Annotated in this window: 15 protein-coding genes and 1 pseudogene; 8 read left to right on the top strand and 8 right to left on the bottom strand. The window is 64.2% G+C overall.

The annotated features are described in order from the left end of the window. Nucleotide 1: 1 nt before the first annotated feature. Genes tssM through tssJ form a run of 4 tightly spaced genes read right to left on the bottom strand, consistent with a single transcriptional unit; the run spans nucleotide 2 to nucleotide 6,372 of the window. The gene (gene tssM, locus F0U63_RS32055; RefSeq protein ID WP_395835739.1) at nucleotides 2–3,640 is read right to left on the bottom strand and encodes a type VI secretion system membrane subunit TssM; all 3,639 of its coding nucleotides are present in this window, start codon (nucleotides 3,638–3,640) and stop codon (nucleotides 2–4) included. Further along, the gene (locus F0U63_RS32050; RefSeq protein WP_395835737.1) at nucleotides 3,637–4,329 is read right to left on the bottom strand and encodes a DotU family type IV/VI secretion system protein; all 693 of its coding nucleotides are present in this window, start codon (nucleotides 4,327–4,329) and stop codon (nucleotides 3,637–3,639) included. The genes tssM and F0U63_RS32050 overlap by 4 nt, the downstream gene beginning before the upstream one ends. 34 nt (nucleotides 4,330–4,363) lie before the next feature. Next, complete coding sequence (gene tssK / locus F0U63_RS32045; RefSeq protein ID WP_395835735.1) at nucleotides 4,364–5,731, bottom strand: type VI secretion system baseplate subunit TssK; 1,368 nt, start codon at nucleotides 5,729–5,731, stop codon at nucleotides 4,364–4,366. Continuing rightward, complete coding sequence (tssJ, locus tag F0U63_RS32040) at nucleotides 5,728–6,372, bottom strand: type VI secretion system lipoprotein TssJ (RefSeq protein ID WP_395835733.1); 645 nt, start codon at nucleotides 6,370–6,372, stop codon at nucleotides 5,728–5,730. The genes tssK and tssJ overlap by 4 nt, the downstream gene beginning before the upstream one ends. Nucleotides 6,373–6,881: 509 nt before the next feature. Here tssJ and F0U63_RS32035 point away from each other — a divergent pair. The 4 genes and pseudogenes from F0U63_RS32035 to F0U63_RS32020 all read left to right on the top strand — a co-directional run bounded on the left by F0U63_RS32035 (nucleotide 6,882) and on the right by F0U63_RS32020 (nucleotide 13,413). Beyond that, the gene (locus F0U63_RS32035; protein ID WP_395848460.1) at nucleotides 6,882–8,627 is read left to right on the top strand and encodes an OmpA family protein; all 1,746 of its coding nucleotides are present in this window, start codon (nucleotides 6,882–6,884) and stop codon (nucleotides 8,625–8,627) included. A 30-nt stretch (nucleotides 8,628–8,657) separates the two neighbouring features. Further along, nucleotides 8,658–9,884: pseudogene (gene agmC, locus F0U63_RS32030) on the top strand (adventurous gliding motility protein AgmC); the annotation flags it as partial. 360 nt (nucleotides 9,885–10,244) lie between these two features. Next, the gene (locus tag F0U63_RS32025) at nucleotides 10,245–12,344 is read left to right on the top strand and encodes an Ig-like domain-containing protein (RefSeq protein WP_395848459.1); all 2,100 of its coding nucleotides are present in this window, start codon (nucleotides 10,245–10,247) and stop codon (nucleotides 12,342–12,344) included. Between the two features lie 448 nt (nucleotides 12,345–12,792). Beyond that, nucleotides 12,793–13,413: an Ig-like domain-containing protein gene (locus tag F0U63_RS32020; RefSeq protein WP_395835731.1), complete on the top strand. Its 621-nt coding sequence runs from the start codon at nucleotides 12,793–12,795 to the stop codon at nucleotides 13,411–13,413. Between the two features lie 96 nt (nucleotides 13,414–13,509). Here F0U63_RS32020 and F0U63_RS32015 read toward each other — a convergent pair whose 3' ends face one another. Further along, nucleotides 13,510–14,511, bottom strand: a complete 1,002-nt coding sequence (locus tag F0U63_RS32015) for a DUF3616 domain-containing protein (protein ID WP_395835729.1) — start codon at nucleotides 14,509–14,511, stop codon at nucleotides 13,510–13,512. A gap of 120 nt (nucleotides 14,512–14,631) precedes the next feature. Here F0U63_RS32015 and xdhC point away from each other — a divergent pair, with 120 nt between their 5' ends. Then, nucleotides 14,632–15,402, top strand: a complete 771-nt coding sequence (xdhC, locus tag F0U63_RS32010; protein WP_395835727.1) for a xanthine dehydrogenase accessory protein XdhC — start codon at nucleotides 14,632–14,634, stop codon at nucleotides 15,400–15,402. Between the two features lie 3 nt (nucleotides 15,403–15,405). On the opposite strand, the gene F0U63_RS32005 is transcribed toward xdhC, so the two are convergent. Together F0U63_RS32005 and F0U63_RS32000 are read right to left on the bottom strand one after the other, a co-directional pair. Further along, nucleotides 15,406–15,693 (bottom strand): hypothetical protein, encoded by a 288-nt coding sequence (locus F0U63_RS32005; RefSeq protein WP_395835725.1) that lies wholly within the window; start codon nucleotides 15,691–15,693, stop codon nucleotides 15,406–15,408. Between the two features lie 35 nt (nucleotides 15,694–15,728). Beyond that, nucleotides 15,729–16,142, bottom strand: coding sequence for a hypothetical protein (locus F0U63_RS32000; RefSeq protein WP_002624185.1), 414 nt, complete (start codon nucleotides 16,140–16,142; stop codon nucleotides 15,729–15,731). A gap of 74 nt (nucleotides 16,143–16,216) precedes the next feature. Between F0U63_RS32000 and F0U63_RS31995 the strand changes: the two genes are divergently transcribed. From F0U63_RS31995 to F0U63_RS31985, 3 genes are all read left to right on the top strand, one after another. Then, nucleotides 16,217–16,855, top strand: a complete 639-nt coding sequence (locus tag F0U63_RS31995; RefSeq protein WP_395835723.1) for an SAM-dependent methyltransferase — start codon at nucleotides 16,217–16,219, stop codon at nucleotides 16,853–16,855. A 9-nt stretch (nucleotides 16,856–16,864) separates the two neighbouring features. Next, nucleotides 16,865–17,080, top strand: coding sequence for a hypothetical protein (locus F0U63_RS31990; protein WP_395835722.1), 216 nt, complete (start codon nucleotides 16,865–16,867; stop codon nucleotides 17,078–17,080). 66 nt (nucleotides 17,081–17,146) lie between these two features. Next, nucleotides 17,147–17,869: a hypothetical protein gene (locus tag F0U63_RS31985; RefSeq protein WP_395835720.1), complete on the top strand. Its 723-nt coding sequence runs from the start codon at nucleotides 17,147–17,149 to the stop codon at nucleotides 17,867–17,869. A 38-nt stretch (nucleotides 17,870–17,907) separates the two neighbouring features. Here the strand turns inward: F0U63_RS31985 and F0U63_RS31980 are convergent, their stop codons facing one another. Beyond that, on the bottom strand, nucleotides 17,908–18,597 hold the full coding sequence (locus F0U63_RS31980; protein ID WP_395835717.1) for an SOS response-associated peptidase: 690 nt from the start codon (nucleotides 18,595–18,597) through the stop codon (nucleotides 17,908–17,910). Nucleotides 18,598–18,631 lie beyond the last annotated feature (34 nt).

Here is an 18,631-nt window from a genome sequence, read left to right as displayed (position 1 = left end):
GTCAGGGCACCGCGGCGGCGCTGAACTGTGGCTCGCAGACCTTGTCGCTCCGGGCGAGTCCCTGGGGCGGCAGCACCTTCGGGTCGCGGAACAACTGCATCAGCTTCAAGGAATTGTTCCCCGCGGATCCGAAGAACGGGTGGGCCAGCCGCTCCGGGCGGATGTCGATGGAGACCAGGGCGCCGTTGAACTCCTTGAGCTCCCAGGTGGCCGTGAAGAAGCGCCCGTCCGTGCTGGGCTCGATGTTCTTCACCTGCTCCAGGAGCCGGAACAAGCCCCACTCCCCCATCTGGGTGAGCTCGGACATGTCCCCCTTGGTGTTGACGACCTGCAAGGTCGCTCCCGGCTCACCGGCCTGCCCGGGCCAGATCATCCGCTGCCAGATGTTGTCGGGGCCATTGCGGTAGATCACATCGGTGCCATCCAGGGTGAACTTGATGGAGGCGATTTCCGAGGCCGAGGTGTCTGGAGAAGTTCCCGCGTGGATGCGGATCTGGAACCGTACGAGTGGCAGCACCTCGTCTCCCGGGAACAGCGCCGTCGACAAGGCGTTGAGCCGTTCCATGTAGGTGCACAGGTCATCCTTGTACAAGCCCCTGGAATCGAGCGCGAGGGAGCACCGCCTTCCCTCCAGGATGACATTCTCCTGGAGCTGGGTCTTCACGAACTCCTTCACCCGGCCATTGGCGGGGCGGATGAACTCGGCCAGCTCCGACAGCGGTACCTGTAGATCTGAGTCCTTGGCGAACGGGTATCGGCTGCCCACGATGCTCATGAAAGGATCGGCGACCTCCGCACACCACAATGCGCTCTTCTTCTTGAGGAGGTCACGGGGGACGATATCGGGCCGCAGCGGGGGAAGCAGCAGCCGGGTGAAGAGCGCCTGACTACCGTCTTGATTCTGGACGATCCGTTCGATTTCCTGGCGAGTGGATCGAATGGTGTCCGTCAACCTGGATTCACCCGGCCTGTCGTGATCCTTGATGATGGCGTCGAGCACCAAGCGGAGCTTTTCCCTGTAGTAGGTGATCTGGGTCACCTTCTCCTGCTTGTCGTCCGTGAGGAGCTTCTCGTTCACGAAGGCGTTCACCGCGCTGAAACGGTTCGCCACATCCCTGGGTTCGAACTGGGTCTCTTGTGCGTTCTCGGCGACAGCGTCATCGAACTCCAGGACGCCCTTGCGCTTGGCTTCATCGACTAAATTGCGGAGCACGCCCTGGGGAAAGGGGGCTTTTTTCTCCTCGTCCTTCTTCACCAAGGGCTCAAGCTGGACGTTGTGCGTGACAACCTTGAAGAGCCGCTCCAGGGGAATGACCGCACCGCTGGTGAGGCTCTTCAGGATGCGCTCGGACTGGTCGATGTTCTGGGGTTCCTCGATGGTAATCGACGACAGGAACGCGTCCCACTCCTCGATGTACTTCTGATAGTAGAGGCTGCGCAGCTCGGCCCTCAACTTGCGTCCCTCTTCTTTGGAATCGGGATTGAGGACCCAGGCCTGCCGTTCCTGGAAGGCTTCGTTCAGCACATTCTTGATTCGCTCATCCCAGGCCCGCTTCGTGAAGGCGGGCCGCACCTTCTTCGTGGCCCGCATTTCCGGCACTGCTCCCACGATGTCATTCAGGGTCAGCTCTGGGAACTCCTGACTCGCCTCGGCGCTGATTTGTTGAAGATGCAGTTCCGCCAGAGGGACGCGGTTGAGCGCGCGGCGCGCCTTGATGACCACCTCTGCATCCCGGATGAATCCAAATTTCTCGGGATTCCGGGCCATCATCGCGATGTACATCCTGGCGTGATCGACGAGCTGCTCCTCCACCGACGTGTCGCGATCCTGCCCGCGGATGTTCCTCCAGTGCGTCACGATCTGCCAGACGAGCCAGGACTGGTGGTCCGCGTCGAGTTCGGGCTCCTGGACGCTCCGGGGATGGGTGATGAGCAGGTACATCTTCAAATCATTGAAGCTGCTTCCGTAGGCGGTGGTGCTGGGGACCCATTCGACACGCTCCTGGGGCGCGGAAAAGGCTTGCAGCTCGTACTTGATGCGTGCGTGCTGCTTGCCGAGCAACAGTTCCTTGAGCTGCTTGTGGTAGAACGGCTGCGCTAGGTCGAAGAGCCGGTTCCCCTGGTACATGCCCATGCGCAGCCAGAACGGTGCGCCTTCCTCTTGGTGCCTGGCCAGCACCTCGAGCTGGCGCTGGAGGGGCGTCATCTCCACGATCCGGCCAACGTCATCCACCGCCTCGAGCTTGATCGAGACAATGGTGTCGCGCAGGCCCCTCACCAGCTCGAAGTTGTTGACATACGACACGGCGGGAAGCAGCAGCACCAGGGCAGCCGTGGCCAGGAAGGCCAGGGTGAGGGTGTAGCGCTGCTTGCGCCGACGCATCTCCTCCATGGAGCTGCGTACCGCGAGCTTCTGATCCTGGAACATCACCTTGTTGAAGACATCCCAGAGGAAGAAGCTGCGTCCCTCCGTCTGCTCCGCCGAGGACCGGTGGGTGCCGAAGACCTCGGCCGCCGCCCCTCGCACCTGTTGACGCTCCGTGAGGCGCACGTCCTGGGTGCCACTGGTGAAGTAGAGCCCGCGCATCACGGGTGTGTCCTGGAAGACGCTCTCCATGAACAGGGGTTGGATGAACTCCACCATGTTCTTGCGCAGGGTGTCGAAGCGCTGGGGAAACTGGTAGATGCGCTCGCGCGTCTCCAGTTGGCGCTCCTGCCCGATGCGCCGGATGGAGCGCTGCTCCAGCACGGCCGTCAACTCATCGAAGCGCTTGAGCAACAGCTCCGAGGGGGCTTCCTGCTGGGCGGACAGCGGCACGGTGAAGCCCCAGATCTGCCCCCGCTCGGAGCGGGGCAGGTCCGAGAACATCTCCACGAAGCCGCTGAGCAAGTCGCACTTGGTGATCATCACGTAGATGGGCACCACGACCTTGAGCCGGGTCGTCACCTCATCCACGCGCTCGCGGATGCGCTGGCCCAGCTCTCCGGCCGCCTGTGGATCCACGTTCATGAGATCCGTCACGCTCACCGTGACGATGAGCCCGTTGATGGGCCGGCTGGGACGGTGGCGCGCCAGGATGTCGAGGAACGCCATCCACTCGTCCCGATCCTCCTCGCCTGTCGTGTAGCGGCCCGCCGTGTCCAGGAAGACGGCTTCATTGGTGAGCCACCAGTCGCAGTTGCGCGTGCCGCCCACGCCACGAACGGCGCCGCCCCCCTTGCTCGACAGGTAGGGGAACTTCAGGCCCGAGTTGCGCAGGGCCGTGCTCTTGCCCGTTCCGGGCGGACCGATCATCAGGTACCAGGGCAGCACCGCGAGGGCATCCCTGCCACCGCGCGCGAGCTTGGAGTTCTTGAGCGAGGCCACCGCCCGCGAGAACTCGGCCTTCATGGCCTGGACCTCGGGCTGGAGGTCCGGACGCACTGTCCGGGCCTGCTCCTCGGCCTGGGCGGTGATGTCCTCCTCGAGCTTCTTCGCCGCCGCCTTGCGCGCGCGACGGCGGCGGATGAACGTCCGCACCAGCATCAGCAGGAGCACCGCCCCCGTGGCTGCCAGGCCCATCCAGGGCGCCAGGGACAGCTTGTAGACGGCTCCCCAGACGAGGGCGAGCAGGAGCGCGGCGAGAATCGGAGCGATCACGGCGAGGCCCTCGTGAGGTTGGCGATGTGCAATTCAATCTCGTGGAGCATCGCGGAGGTCCCCCGGTCCAGGCTGAGCAGGAGTCCGCCGTAGACGAGCAGCGACAGGGCCACGGCGCCCAGGGACATGGAGAGCAGGGAGACCCGCCGCTTGGCGGAGGCCAGCACCTCCGAGGGACGCTCCCCGTGAGGTGCGAGCACGCTGAAGTCGAAGGGGCTGGCCCGCTCCAGCTCCTTCTGCACGGTGTCGATGAGCGTGAGCAGCTCCAGCTCTCCGCCCCGGATGCGGTAGTGGCCCTGGAAGCCGAACAGCAGGCAGAGGTAGTAGACCCGGAGGACCTCCGCGCTGTGGGGATCCTTGCGCAGGGCGTTCAGCCGGACGAAGAAGCCGTCACCCGCAACGTTCTCCTTGAAGTAGTGCAGCTGCAGTGGGTGGGTCATCCAGAACTGGCGGTACTGATCGGACTTGCCGAGCACCGTCTCGTCCAGGAGCGCCACCAGGGCATAGGCCATGTCCTGCGCGTCCTGGTGGCTGAAGCCGAGCGCCGCGGCACGCCGCAGCACCTCGTCCACGACGCCCCGGAGGCTGTGGCTCAGCTTCTCGGGAGGTGGCACCTGGCTCGCCTCCTTCTGCCGAAGCTGGATGATGACGTCGAAGCAGTCCTTGGTGGCTTCGTTGACTCGATCCATGTCGCTCCCCCCGGAGCCCTGTGGGTGATGGCGCTCACTGGCCGTTGGTCGGCACGGCGAGCAGCTCGATGGTGGTGCGGCTGATGTCGAAGGGATGCGGCAGGTACAGGGCCACGTTGCGCTCGCGCATCACGTTCTTCCAGTAGCCGTCCTGGACGGAGAGCGTGAAGTACGAGGTTCCCGGCTGCACGGGAATCTCCGGCGGCGGCCGGTAGGTGACCTTGATGGGCACACCCGGCGAGGCGGCATGGACGATGTCGCGGATCTCCGAGCCGGAGGCCACCTTGACGAGTCTGGGGAGCTGCTCGGCCACCTGGGCCTCGGGCAGCTCGCTGCGCACGGTGAGCAGGAACTGTCCACATCGCTCCAGCCGCTCGTCCGAGAGCGAGCCGCGGAAGATGCGATCCGGGCCGAGTTCCATGAACACGGACAGGCATTGCTCCAGGGCCACGGCGCGCAGCAGCTCGTTGATGCGGCGGAAGAGCTCCTCGAAGGTGGCGCGCAGGTGGGTGTACTGGAACGTGGGCAGCGTGGAGGGGTCCGCGTCCGGGGTGAAGGTGCAGAGCTGCCCCGCGCACCGGATCAGCATCTGGTACAGCTCCTGCGGCCGGGCGTTGCCGGCTTCCAGGATGTGCTGGAGGTACGGGATGACGCCATTGAGGGCGTTGAGTTCCAGGAAGAGCGTGACATCCGACGCGGTGAACTCGAGCGCGGACTCGTTGCGGTGCCGCCGCCGCGAGGAGAGCGTGCGCTGCTTGCTGACGATCAAGCGCAGCAGCAGCCGCAGCTCGTGCAGCAGGTAGGGCGAGGCATCGATGCGCAGACAGGGCGGCACATAGTTCGCCACGAGCAGCAGGTTGCCGGACTTGTCCCGCGCCAGCTCAGCGATCTTGATGGCATCGAAGTCGTCGCGCTGCTCGTTCTCGAACAGCAGGCGCAGGTTGCGCTGCGCGAAGGCCACCGGCAGGACCGAGGTGGACGCGTGCAGGTCGCTGATGGGCTGGTTCTTGGGCGTGAAGCGGGGGCTGGCCCCCACCTGCCCACTGGAGCCGTAGCTCTCCACCCCATTCCGCTCCTTGGGGATGCCCAGATAGACATTCAGGGTGTGCTCGGAAACCGGGAAGTGTCCCTCGACGAGCCGGGCGGGGGGGGCCTCCTCCTGCCCGCGCGAGAAGCTCACGGGCAAACCATCCGGCAGCACTCCGGAGAAGCGGAGCAGTTGCACCTGTCCCGCGCGCAGCGCCTCCAGATCGAACTCCTGGGACACGACCCCCCACGTATAGGGAAACAGGGAGCCCAGCCGCGCTTCCACCAGGTTCTCGTGGTACAGGTCCTGCTGCTGCATGTGGTGGGGACTCATGAACATCCCCTCCGACCAGACCACTCGCTGCGGGGGCTTCATGACTTGCTCCAGTGCGGCTTCACGCCACCTTGCAGGTTGTCCAGGATTGGGTCGCTCATGGAGGCGGGCGAGCCCTGGAGAAGATCGATCTGATAGCCCTCGAGCTTGAAGCGCAGTTGCTTGTCCGTGGCTCTCGGGCCGCGCTGGCCCACGGGCTCGTCCGTACACAGATGCTTGGGCACCGAGGGCAGCATGGTTATCTCTCGCCAGGAATCACCCTGGGGCCGCCGGAACAGACCCATCGCCACCACGAACTGGGCCTTGGGATCCCTCGAAATCCACCGCGCCACTTCCTGGCCTGGCGCCACGGTGAACTCAGCCACCTGGAGGAGATCTTCCTTGAGAAGGGTTTCGGGTTTACCCCAGAGATCCCGGAAACTGGATTGCTCCACGCGAATGCTGTCCCGGAGTTGCAGGATTTGCACGAGGGTGGGCATGGCGCGTCCTCGCGGATCGGGATTGACGCGATCAGACGCCACCAACTGGAGATAGAAAGGCGGTGGCTTGTCACACGTCTCGAACCGCTTCGCCGCGCAAGCGTTACAGAGCAGCGCCACGAGCAGCGGCATCACGAACCGGGCAAGGTCCGGACGATCGAGGCCATGGCCTGTCTGTCCCTTCTTTGATCGAACTCCTGGCATTGCCCCCTCTTGTCCCGCGTTACGTTTCCCCGCCCCACCCACGTTCACGCGCGCCAGCATCCAGACGCGATACCCACTGGAGGACGAAGACCTGCGGCTCCAAGGTGGTCCGTCGTGCGCGTTTGCTGAATGACACGTGCCTTCGCGAACTCGCAAGTCCCCCCCCCCATCGGGTTCACTATTCGTTTAAAAGCCCTTGACGATGCCCGGCATTTAACAGAAATCTTGTTGAGTATGTCCAGCAAATAACGCTCGCTGGTGCGCGCTTGGGGTCGTAGGCCTGACGGACTTGCTGTGAACTCCGCAGACCCTGTACCTCCCCAGGTACCGCACCATTCCTGGTTCCGCGAGCAACAGACGAGGGGTTCTCTCGCCTGTCACGGATGCTTTTCTGTCTTTGAATGTGAATCGGGTTTTGCGTGGTTTTTCATCAGGGACTGAACATCCTGTCGAGGGGAGGGGGCATGATCCGAGGTCGGTCCATATGGAACCAGTCACCGATGGGGCTCATGCTGACGGTGGGCCTGCTGCTCGTGGCGAGGCCCGTGGGCGCTCAGGGCGTTGCCTTGGAGCGGATGGAGTTGAGTCCCGGCGCCGCGGGCTCGCTCCTCTTGGGGACGGGAGAGCTGTTGCCCGAGGGTGCTCTGCGCTTGTCCACTGTGGGGCACTATCAGCACAACCCCTACGTTCTGTCCCGTGGCGGCGCCGTGACGCAAATCGTCGGCAATCGTCTGACCACTCACCTGGCGGCGGCCTATTCCCTGACGAACTGGCTCGAGCTCGAGGCCCAACTTCCCGTGGTGGCGCTTCAGCGGGGAGAGGACCTGGTCGACAAGGGAATCGAGCCGCCTGTTCGTTATGGGTTGTCCACCCCGACAGTCGGTGCTCGTTGGGGACTCCTGTCCCAGCGGGCGGAACGATGGGCGGACCTCGCGCTGGGGTTGAATGTGGGGTTGCCATTCGGCAATGCGTCAGGGCTCCCGGGAGAGGCCGGGGCGCATGTGACCCCTCAGTTGATGTTCGGCCGGCGCTTCGGATGGTTCCGGCTGGCGCTGGAGGCGCGTGCGCTGCTGCGCAAGAAGAGCTTGCCCCCAGCCGATTCCACCGTTGGACGATCAGAGGTGGGCAGTGAGCTGCGCTTCGGCGCCGTGGCGGCCACCGTGGGCCGACGGCTGCGGTGGGAACTCAACGTGGTGGGAACGGTTCCCCTGGTGAACCAGCCGAGGTCGCTGGAGTTGTTGCTGGGTCCGCGCTACCTGCTGAATCCGTCCACGGAGTTGTTCGCGCTCGGTGGCGTGGGGGTGGGGATCGCGCCGGGAACGCCGTTGTTCCGTGTGATGGTGGGAAGCGCTTTTGGTGGGGTGACGCCTCCGCGGCTAAAGGGGGAATCGTCCGTCAATTGCTCGATGGGCCTGTCGCACACGGCGGAGGAGTGCCCCGACCTCGACGACGACAAGGATGGGGTTCGCAACGAGGTGGACAAATGCCCCGACAAGCCGGGCACGCTGGAGCGCAATGGCTGTCCCCCTCAAGACTCGGATGGTGACGGAGTCGAGGACGCGTTGGACGAGTGTCCGAAAGAATGGGGCGAGTGGCGTGGGGGGTGTCCCATGCCCGATGAAGATAAAGACGGAGTCGACGACGAGCGGGACTCCTGCCCGACCCTGGCGGGTCCGCCCGAAACGCGCGGCTGCCCGAGAAGCGATCAGGATGGAGACGGTGTCGAGGACGACGTGGATCTCTGCCCAAAACAGGAGGGAGAGCCAAAACTCCAAGGTTGTCCGGAAGCGGATCGGGATGGAGACACCCTCGCGAACCGGTTCGACAGTTGTCCCGATCTCCCGGGGCTACTCACCAACCATGGCTGTCCGAAATACGAGGTTCCGTTGGTGGAGATCACTCCAACGCAGTTGAAGCTGACGAGCAAGGTCTATTTCCTGACCGACAGCTCTCGCCTGGATTCTCGTTCCAACGAACAGCTCAACTGGGTGGTGAAAGTCATCAAGGAACACCCGGAGATCCAGAATATCTCGATTGGCGCCCACACGGACGACCGGGGCTTCCCCAATGCCAACCTGCAACTGTCTCTGGAACGGGCGAGGGCGGTGCGGCAGTACCTCATCCACGAGGGAGTGGCGCCGGAGCAACTGGAAGCCAGGGGATTCGGCGGCACTCAGCCCATTGCGGATAATCAATTGTCGATTGGCCGGGAGGCGAATCGCCGAGTGGAGTTCTCCATCATCTGGCGCGAGTAGGGCTTGTGAGGCACGAGGAGCAATGAACCCATGAACGCATGGTTGCCTGTAGTGTTGTTGTCCGTGGGGCTCGGCTCCGCGCCGGTTCGGGCTGGACCCGATTCGGTTGGGCTGGGCAGCGGACGGGACGGACCCCTGGTGGTGACCGGGGCAGCTCAAGTCATCAACCACTATGCCCAGGTGACAGGGCCGGCTGCTCCAGGGGACGATGTCCTGCTGGTGGCGGACACGAAGGCGTTTTCCGCGGGTGAGTTGGTGCTGGTGCTGCAGGCAACGGGCCTGGTGCCGGAGCCTTCTCCAGGAAGCCGTAAGCCGCTCTCCGTGCCGGACGACTCGGTGGGCCAGTGGGAGTTTGCCAGACTGGCGCGGGTAGGGGAGGGGATGCTGAGCTTGAGCGAGCCCCTGGTTCATTCCTACGCGGCCGAGGTGACCCAGATCATCCGGGTTCCCGAGTACACCCAGGTGCAGGTCCAGAAGGGAGCGAGCCTCCGCGCGGTGCCCTGGAATGGCCGCACGGGGGGGGTCTTGGCGTTTCTCGCCACCGGTCCCCTGCACAATGAGGGGGAGATCAGCGCGACCGGAGCGGGTTTCCGTGGAGGCAGTCATGTGCCGGACCTGTTCAGCCCGATGAGCTGCAAGGAACTGGTCGTGGCCTCGAGGCCCGGGGCACAGAAGGGTGAGGGCGTGGCCGTGACCCAGTTCGGACCCACGAAAACGGGTCGCGAATCCGTGTCCAACGGAGGCGGCGGAGGCGTCTGCCCGCTGGCGGGAGGTGGAGGCGGTGGTAACGGAGGGCCAGGTGGCCGAGGTGGAGGGTCCACGGGACTGGACGAAGACGGCCTGGAACTGGGAGGGCAGGGCGGCTCGAAGCTCGTGTACTCACTGCCTGCCTTCCTGGGGTTCGGAGGAGGAGGAGGGGGCGGGCACGGTTCGGATTGGTCCGTGTCCAGAGGAGGTGCTGGCGGAGGCATCGTTGTTGCCCGTGCTCAAGCGCTGACTGGAGCAGGTTCGATTACCGCTGATGGTGAGAGTGGTGATGCCGCGAGCACGGGGGGCGCTGGCGGTGGTGGGGCGGGTGGTGGCATCTCCTTGCGGTTCTCGGACTCCGCTGAGTGCGGTGTCATATCGGCTCGTGGTGGTGACGGAGGTGCTGGCGGGACCCAGTTCACGGGCCGCGGTGGCGCTGGCGGAGGCGGTGGTGGCGGACGCGTGGTGCTCCTGGCTGACTCGCACTGGAGATGCCCTCTTCTTGTTGACGCGGGACTCGCGGGCGCTGCTATGGCTCCAGCGGTCATCCATGCCAATCAAAACGCTCAGCCCATCCAGGACGAGCGAGCTTCTCTCGCGGGAGTTGTCATTGACTCGCTTTTAGATCCTCCTCCTTCTTGCCCTTCTCCGGGAGAGACGTTCAAGATTATAACTCCGAAGGATGGGGCCCGCGTAAATACAAGCCAAGGCATGGTTGTCACAGGACGCGCACCAGTTGGTTTCCAGATGGTTCTTGATTTCAATGGACCCGCCACAGATCCAGCTGTGTCATCAAACAGCAGCGGGATATGGACAATACCTCTCAGTCGGGTGCCCATTAGTGGTGGAACTGAAGCGTTTGTGGAAGGGATGTCTTATACGTTCTCCGCTCGTGCGGTAGCTTTTCAAAACTGCCAAACATCCAGCGTCACCTTTACCGTGGATACGCAGGCGCCGTCTGTTTATTTTGATTCAGCAGCCGCGCCAAAAACCCCATCAAATCTGGAGATTGTCAATTTCAAGTTTTCTACAACGGACACCGCGAGTACTGGATTCAAAGAATTTCAATGTTCGCTGGATGGCGCCCCGTTCGTGAAGTGCAATTCTGACGATCCGTTTACCATCTCTGGGGATAAGCAGCATGTATTCAAACTCAGGGCGATGGATGAGGCTGGCAATATCAATGAAATGCAACCTCCGTACACCTGGACTACTGACTTCACAAAGCCAGGGGTGAGGTTCGATAACCCTGCGTTGCCCAATGCGCGAACCAACGTGCAGGATTTTGCATTCGCTTTTTCATCGACAGCTCAAGATTGGAAGGAGTTTCAATGTGCCGATGAACGCGATGGCAATTACTCTACCTGTGCTAGCGGTACAGGTCGTCATTTCGATGATGGATCCCGTACATTCTGCGTGAAGGCAGTGGACCATGCGGGAAACATAGGGGAGCCTGCTTGTCATACATGGTTTGTGGATACCGTGAGGCCAAGGGTTGTTCTGGATTTGAGCCCAGGCAAGACGCCTCGCAATCCGACAAACAAAGAATCAGCTAGTTTTGAGTTTTCATCACCAGATGATGATGTTGGAAAGTTTCAGTGTGCCCTGAATGGCAATTCAGAGCAATCGTTTCGTGATTGCAATAGTCATGATTCTTACCCCATCGTGCAAGAGGGCATCCAAACCTTCTATGTTCGGGTTGTGGATGCTGCTGGTAATGTCAGTGAGCCGCCGGCTTCTTATTCGTGGAATGTCGATCTCACAGAGCCAATCATCGCCATAAATCGTGAGCCCAAACCGAGGTCCACCACTCGAGATGCTGAATTTGCGTTTTCGTCTGAACCAGGAGCGGTTTTTGAGTGTGCGCTGGAGGATTCTGGAGGGTTGAGTTTTACGTCCTGTCACAGTCCCTGTCGGTTCAGTGTTGGAACAGATGGCATTCAGAAGTTTTATGTCAAAGCCATTGATCTGGCGGGAAATGAGGTGCTGGTCAATCGCGAATGGGAGGTTGATACGCAACTCCCCGAGGTTCTGGTGACCGAGCCGTCGCGTGAGGCATTGACCAGGGCTAAATTGCCTTTCTTCAGGGGGCAAACCGAACGTAACAGCATTGTTCATATCTGGGTTGACGGCAAGGAGTACGGATTGACGCCTTCGGGTCCCTCTGGAGATTGGTATTTCTTCCCGAGGGATGAGGCGCTTTCCTTGGCGGAGGGCCGTCATACGGTAAGCGCATCGGCGATTGACTCTTTTGGGAACACGGGGAATTTCAGCGAGAGCGTGGTGTTCTTCATTGATTCCATACCGCCAGATACGAATATTGTTACCTATCCGCCCAAGGCGCATAGATCGTACAAGTCGGACTTTTCCTTCTCCTCTACGGAAGAGGGCGTTGAGTATGAATGCCAGATTGATGCGGGTAAATTTCTTCCCTGCGGAAAAAATCACAGTTTTGATTCGCTAGCGGTAGGCCAGCATACCCTTGCGGTTGCCGCCAAGGACAAGGCGGGCAATGTAGACCCGAATCCAGCGACCTATGTATGGTCGATTTATTTCGAGCGGCCACTCTACCCGGACATCTCCGAGCCAGCCGACGGCGCAAGAGTAGAGACGGGAACCCCCACGATTTCGGGCAAGACTGTGCCCAACGGAACCGTCATCATCTTTATCGATGGTGAGCCCAGTGAAAAAACCGCATCGGCGGATGGAAATGGTCTATGGACCTTTCAGCCGCCGGCCCGGTTGGCGCCGGGTCGTCACTCCTTGAGTGGTGAAACGAGGGATGTTGATGGAACGCCCAGTGAGTCACGCTCGCCAGAAATATTTTTCACAGTTGTGATCCCCAGTGAGGTAAATCAAGCGATTGGTGGAGGTCTGGGGGGATGTAGTTCCTCCGGAACCGCTGGTTCTTCCTCCTTCTTCTGGGGTCTGTTCGCGCTGATTGTTTTTCGTCGAAGGTGTCGATCTTGATGTTTTGAACTGGAATTTGCTTGGTCATGAGGCTGATTAGATGAGAGTTTTTCCCAGGCTGCTTCTCTCGACCCTGTTGCTTGGCACGCCAGTGGTCATGGCACAACCTGTCCCCATGGAGCTGGCGAACGGTCTCCTTGCGTCAGGGCCAGACACGTCTATCGACTCTGCTCCTGCGGAGCAGAGCAACAAGGTTGACGCGGTTTTTACTTTTTCCTTGCAGGGTGGCGAGGGGTTCGGGGGGTACGAGTGCTCCATTGACACCGCGACGTACGGGCGTTGTTTCAGTCCGTATACGCGCAAGAATCTCGCCGACGGCCGGTACGTTTTTTGCGTCAGAGGAATAGACTCAACTGGCGCGAAAGATGGGACTCCCGCCTGCCACGAGTGGACTGTCGACACCAGGCCTCCCTCGGTGGCAATTACGTCGCCTGCGGACAATGCTGGTGTGCTCACGAAGGATCCCGAAATCAGGGGGACGACCACCGAGCCGCTCTGCGAGGTTCACGTCTTTGTCGGTGACAAGGATGTGGGCAGCGTGACCTCGAATGAGAAAGGTGACTGGGCATTCTCCGGCGCCTTGAATCTGGGCAATGGAAGTCAGAGTGTGGGTGCGACAGCCAAGGACCGGGCAGGAAACGTGAGCGGACGCACGACTATTTCTGTCAACGTGAGCACGCAGCCTCCGACCACGACCATTGTCGAGCACCCGGAGCAGGTCGAGCGTTCCCACAACGCCGTATTCGAGTTCTCCTCACCCAGTGGCGCCACGCAGTTCGAGTGCCAGCTCGACAATGCCCCTGAGTTCACTCCTTGCGACGCGGTGTGGCTCCTCAAGAAGCTCGAGGCGGGTCCCCATACGCTTCGGGTTCGTGCCAAGGACAGCGCGGGCAATGTGGATCCGGCCCCGCTGGCACATTCCTGGACCGTTGATCCGCAAGCGGCGATCACTTGCTCGCCGGATCCTCAGGGCGGCTGTGCCTCGTCGGGTGGACAGCCGACGCTGGTCCTGAGCCTGCTCGGTGGCCTCCTCCTCGTGTTCACCGCGCGCCGACGCCGTTCGTCCTGAGGCTCGACACACGACACGGGGCGCTCCCTCCTTCTGGCGGGGCGCCCCGTTGTCCGTGAGGGGTGTCCTGGTGCCGGGAGCCGAGTGCTTCCTGGCTCAGGGGGTGGCGGCAGGCGAGCTCCACACCCCCCGGAATCGCTTGGAGGCCGAATCCTTCAAGCGCTTGCACTCCACGCCGTCGATCAGGTGGGTCCCGTCATCGCTGAGCACGAGGATCTCGTCCTTGTCCTCGTACGAGACGAAGGCCTCGGGGTTGAGGCCGGTGAAGTCGGCGCCGGTGACGACCGTGGGTCGCTCCGCCTTCCCGTCCCAGACGAACAGGCGCGAGCCCTCGCTGCCGGACGCGGAGCCCCCGATGATGAGGTAGCGGCCCCTCCACCGAGACATGGAGCGGATGCCCTGGCCCCCCAGGTCCAGCAACAGCGCGGGGCCCAGTCGCGCGGGCTTCCCCTGGATCAGCTCCAGCGGATTGAGCAGCGTGACGGTGAGCGCCTTGCCCTGGGACCGCGGATTGCGGAAGCCGATCAGGAAGGACTTCCCATCCTCCATCACCGTCAGGCCCTCGATGTTGAGCCCGCCTTCCTCCTTGGGTGCCTTCTGGGAGGCCGGGGCCAAGCCGAATGGCTCGAGCTGGGGCGCGGCGAGCAGCTCGTCCAGCAGGCGCGTGTACGGCTTGCCCTCGAGCCGCACGTCCTTGCCGTCCTCGGAGGTGCGGGTGGCGAAGAAGCGGAAGCGGTTGGCGTCCGGCTTTCCGGAACTCTTGCGCCCATGCGACGTCATCCAGAAGGAGAGGGGAGGCAGGGGCGTCGCCGCCTCGATGTCCGTCTCGGGCGCCTGCTTCTTCCCCGCGGGAAGCCCCAGCGCCGAGGACAGATCGAACGTTTGCACCGGGGGGCCTCCGGTGTTGCCGTCGTAGACGCGCAGCACGTTGTTCTCGTCATCCCCCACGAGGAACAGGCCGCCCTTGAGCTCCACCGCGCCGGACGCATCACACGTGCCCTCGAACGTCACGACCTTCCGGGTCGCGGGCGGGGCAGGGGTGGCGGGCGCGGGCGCGGCACCCAGGAACGTTGTCAGCAGAAGCGAAGTCGTGAACATGGCCACCAACCTAGACCCTTCTTCTTACGGGGAGATGTCGTGCGGCTTTCTTCCTCGTCATCCGGGCATGCCGAGAGGCGTGTCCGGACCCGGGGGGTGAGGTAGATTGCGGAGCCTCGGATGACCCTCTACGCGGAGATCGCCACCCTCATCGCCGAAGGCCGCGCCTTCGTGCTCGCCACGGTCATCGAGAGCGCGGGCAGTACGCCCCAGAAGCCCGGCTCGAAGATGGTGGTGCTCGAGGATGGTTCGCTGCGCGGCACCGTGGGCGGCGGCGCCATCGAGTTCCAGATCATCGAGGCCGCGCGCCAGCTCCTCGCGTCCCCCGAGCGTACCCGCATCCTCGAGACCCACCTCACCCACGAGCTGGGCATGTGCTGCGGCGGCCGGATGAAGGTGTTCCTCGAGAAACACGAGGCCCCCATGCGCCTCACCCTCTTCGGGGCCGGGCACGTGGCTCGGGAAGTGGCGGCGCTCGCCCTCCACGTGGGCTTCCGCGTCACCGTGGTGGACGCCCGGCCCGAGTGGGCCACGTCCGAGCGCTTTCCGGGCTGCGAGGTGCTCCTGAAGGATCCCGCCGACCACGCGCGCGCCCTGAGTTCCGACGCCCGGGACTGCTTCTGCGTCACCACGCACGATCACCCCCTGGACCAGGCGGTGCTGGAGGCCCTGCTGCCCAAGCCCTCGGCCTACCTGGGCGTCATCGGGAGCCGGCGCAAGGCGGAGCGCTTCCGGATGCGGCTGGCGGCGGCCGGCGTGGAGGACGCGGCACTGGAGCGCCTCCGCTCACCCATGGGCCTGCCCATTGGCGCGCTGACGCCCGCGGAGATCGCCGTCTCCATCGTGGCGGAGCTCATCCAGGTGCACCGGAGCGCGTCCCCCCGGAAGTGAGCCTCAGCGCTTCTTGAAGAGCGCCTCCGCGGCACTCAGGAGCGCGTCCCTCCGGTCGGCGTCGGGCCGTCCGCCCTCGCCCATCTGGAAGAGATCGCAGAAGTTGATGATGTCCTTGTCCGAGGGCACCTCGGCGAAGGGCTCCTTGCACTGCTTGGCCGCCGCCTCGTCGAAGTGGCGGCAGTTGCGGCAGTTGCGCAGCTCCGCGCCACAGTGGGGACACGTGTCACGCCGTCCCACCTGCGTGCCCACGATGTCCAGCCGGCCTCCGCACCGCGCACACCCTGGCATGCCTCACCTCCCGATTGGAGAGGCCCTCAGTCTACTCAGGTGCGCGAGCGCTGGACGCGCGCATGCAGGGGCACCGGCACCGGCTCGCTGGCCTGGGCCACCTGCACGTCCTCGCTGACTTCCTCCAGCTCGCCGTTGAGCTTGCGCAGCAGCCTCAGCACCCAGGCCGCCGCCGCTGCCGCCGCCGCGAACAGGATGCCCAGCGTCTGGCCGCGCTGCCACAGGTACGCCTGCTCCAGCACCGCCCGTCGCCTGGCGAACGTCTCCAGTTGCTGGGTGGCCAGCGTGTCGTTGAAGCTCTCGGCGTACTCGCTGGCCTGGGCCTTGCTCCGCTCCAGCAGCCAGGCGGCCTCCGAGCGCAACTGCTCCGCGCGGTACCAGGACGCACCGGCCCCCGCCGCGGACAGCAGGCACACGCACACCGCGGTCGTCACGCTGAACAGTCGCATGTCCCCTCCAGCCCAAGGAATCCGAGGTTGGAAGACAACCCCTCACTGCTCCGGCTTTGCGAAGACAGTAGCCGATGGTAGGGAGCCCGTCCGCCATGGGCAAGCCCTACCGTCCGAAAGACCATTATTTCAAGAAAGCCAAGCAAGAGGGTCTCCGCGCCCGTTCCGCCTTCAAGGTGGACGAGATCCTCAAACGCTACCCCTTCTTGAAGAAGGGGGCCACGGTGCTCGATCTGGGGGCGGCGCCCGGGGGATTCCTGCAGATCCTCGCCGACACGGTGGGTCCGGGGGGACGGGTGATCGGCGTGGACATCGTGCCCATCCGGCCCTTCACCCAGCCCTTCGTGAAGACGGCGGTGCTGGACGTGCTGGCCGACGACTTCGACGCGAAGCTGCGCGAGCTGTACGACGGGCCCTTCGACGCCGTCATCTCCGACATGGCCCCCAAGACGAGCGGCATCCGCACCACCGACGAGGCGCGCAGCCTGCGGCTGGCCCGCAAGGCGCTCGAGGTGTCCGTCACCCGGGGCCGCCCGGGTTCGGCCTTCGTGGCCAAGCTCTTCATGGGCGGCGAGTTCGAGGAATTCCGGCAGGAGGTGCGTGCCCATTTCGAGGAAGTGAAGCTCGTCCGCCCGGAGGCCACTCGAGGGGCGAGTATGGAAGTGTACGTTATCGGATTGGTTCGCGTGGCCAGCGGGCCGAAATCAGAATAGACTGGAACCATGTCCAACCAGAAACCCCCCACGCGAGGCAATCGCTCGCGCAAGGCGATCACCGCCCTCGATGGCAACGACGAGTTCAGCGTCTTTTCCGTGGAGCCAGAGGCCTACCGGGATCCCGTCGACCTCGGCAGGGGAGGAGACACCCGGGGCCGTCCGGAGGACACGGCGGCGACGAGCTCGGTGGTGCGCTTCTTCCGCCGGATCTTCGGCGAGTAGTCCTCCTCCGGTGGCCGGGCCTCCGCCTCGTGCCGGAGGGGCCGGGGCGCCGGAGTGGATGGCCACATGCGGCCCACGGAGACCTTCGTCGTCGAGGACATCAACGAGGCCCACGGCTTCGCGCGGCTGCGCGGGGAAGGCGGCTCGGGCCTGCTGCACTGCGGGCTTTTCCCCGAGCAGGGTGATGGAGAGCTGAGCCCCCTGCGGCTGCAACTGGGAGACCGGGTGAGGGGCGTGCGCCGGGGACAGACGGTGTCCCAGGTGCAGTGGGTGTCGCGCGCCGCCCCGCCGGAGGCCCTGGTGCGGCGGATGGAGGAGGTGTCACGGCAGCTCGAGTCCCGGGGCCTGCGCGTCGCCGTGGCCCCCGAGTCGCTCGCGGACCACCAGTGGCGCGAGGGTCCCGGCAGTCCGCTCCTGGAGGCGCTCCAACCCCAGCTGCGGCTCTTCTTCGCCTGGGACGCGGCCCATCCCTTCGAGGACGAGCGGCTGCTCGATCGGGTGGAACAGGCCACGGCCGAGCACCTGCCGGGCTTCTCCGTGCTGCCGGTGCCCGGGGTGGCCCGCTTCCGCGTCGAGCCCGGCTCGCACGTCATCGTCGGCGGCGAGCCGGACTGGGAGGAGCCCGCCCGGCTCTTCGAGCCGCTCGTGGAGCACATCAACCAGGAGCTGGGCCGCGCCAGGGCGCTCGTGCGCTGGATGCCGGTGCGCGACAACTGGGTGCTCGCTACCCAGGAGCTGGTGGACCTGCTGGTGTCCAACGGCGTCCTGCAGGGCCGCGCCTCGGCCTGAGCCCCGCCGCAGCCCGTTCTGGGCTCCCTTTCGGGACTTCAGAGGAGGGCGGGCTGGCTCGCCACGCGCTCCACGCACGCCACCACGTCGTTGGTGGGAGAGTTCACCACCCGGCCGACTTCCCAGGCCACCAGGGGCTCGTCCTCGTTGGGCACCAGCAGGGGCTGGAGCTCCGCGGCGTCCTGGGGCTCGGGGCGCAGCCACACCGCTTGCGCTTCCGGGCGGAGGATCACGGGCATGCGATCATGGATGGGCGCCATGAGCCGGTTGGGGCCCGTGGTGATGACGGCGCAGGTGCGCAGCACCTCACCGGTGTCCGGGGCGGTCCACTCCTCCCACAGGCCGGCGAAGGCGATGGGCCGTCCGTCCTCGCGCTTGAAGAGGTAGGGCGTCTTGGGCTTCGTGGACTGCTTCCACTCGAACCAGCCATCCACGAGCACCAGGCAGCGCCGGCGCTTGAGGGCGGAGCGGAAGCTGGGCTTCTCCGCCACCGTCTCGCCCCGGGCGTTGATGAGCTTGTTGCCGATGGAGGCCTCCTTGGCCCAGGAGGGGATGAGGCCCCAGCGCACGGTGTCCAGCATCCGCTCCCCGTCGTTGAGGACCACGGGCATGAGCTGGGTGGGGGCGAGGTTGTAGCGGGGGCGCTCGAGGGCGGAACGGACGCCGGCGAGGCCCAGCTCACGGGCGATCGCCAGGGCGGGGGTCTGGATGGTGACGCGGCCACACATGCGCCCAGTATGCCCGGGAGCGGGGGGCCGCGCA

The sequence above is a fragment of the Cystobacter fuscus genome (genome assembly GCF_044360685.1).
Classification (GTDB): Bacteria; Myxococcota; Myxococcia; order Myxococcales; family Myxococcaceae; genus Cystobacter; species Cystobacter fuscus_C.
The sequence above is the reverse complement of the archived record's forward strand: the minus strand, read 5'-3'. Positions and strand labels throughout refer to the sequence as shown.

Excerpts from the sequence above, each read along its gene's own strand:
- F0U63_RS31995 (WP_395835723.1), top strand. The coding sequence starts at position 16,217 with ATGGTAGGGAGCCCGTCCGCCATGGGCAAGCCCTACCGTCCGAAAGAC.
- F0U63_RS32000 (WP_002624185.1), bottom strand. The coding sequence starts at position 16,142 with ATGCGACTGTTCAGCGTGACGACCGCGGTGTGCGTGTGCCTGCTGTCC.
- F0U63_RS32015 (WP_395835729.1), bottom strand. The coding sequence starts at position 14,511 with ATGTTCACGACTTCGCTTCTGCTGACAACGTTCCTGGGTGCCGCGCCC.
- tssJ (WP_395835733.1), bottom strand. The coding sequence starts at position 6,372 with ATGCCAGGAGTTCGATCAAAGAAGGGACAGACAGGCCATGGCCTCGAT.
- F0U63_RS31980 (WP_395835717.1), bottom strand. The coding sequence starts at position 18,597 with ATGTGTGGCCGCGTCACCATCCAGACCCCCGCCCTGGCGATCGCCCGT.
- F0U63_RS32050 (WP_395835737.1), bottom strand. The coding sequence starts at position 4,329 with ATGGATCGAGTCAACGAAGCCACCAAGGACTGCTTCGACGTCATCATC.
- tssK (WP_395835735.1), bottom strand. The coding sequence starts at position 5,731 with ATGAAGCCCCCGCAGCGAGTGGTCTGGTCGGAGGGGATGTTCATGAGT.
- F0U63_RS31990 (WP_395835722.1), top strand. The coding sequence starts at position 16,865 with ATGTCCAACCAGAAACCCCCCACGCGAGGCAATCGCTCGCGCAAGGCG.
- F0U63_RS32035 (WP_395848460.1), top strand. The coding sequence starts at position 6,882 with ATGCTGACGGTGGGCCTGCTGCTCGTGGCGAGGCCCGTGGGCGCTCAG.
- F0U63_RS31985 (WP_395835720.1), top strand. The coding sequence starts at position 17,147 with ATGCGGCCCACGGAGACCTTCGTCGTCGAGGACATCAACGAGGCCCAC.
- xdhC (WP_395835727.1), top strand. The coding sequence starts at position 14,632 with ATGACCCTCTACGCGGAGATCGCCACCCTCATCGCCGAAGGCCGCGCC.
- F0U63_RS32005 (WP_395835725.1), bottom strand. The coding sequence starts at position 15,693 with ATGCCAGGGTGTGCGCGGTGCGGAGGCCGGCTGGACATCGTGGGCACG.
- F0U63_RS32025 (WP_395848459.1), top strand. The coding sequence starts at position 10,245 with ATGTCTTATACGTTCTCCGCTCGTGCGGTAGCTTTTCAAAACTGCCAA.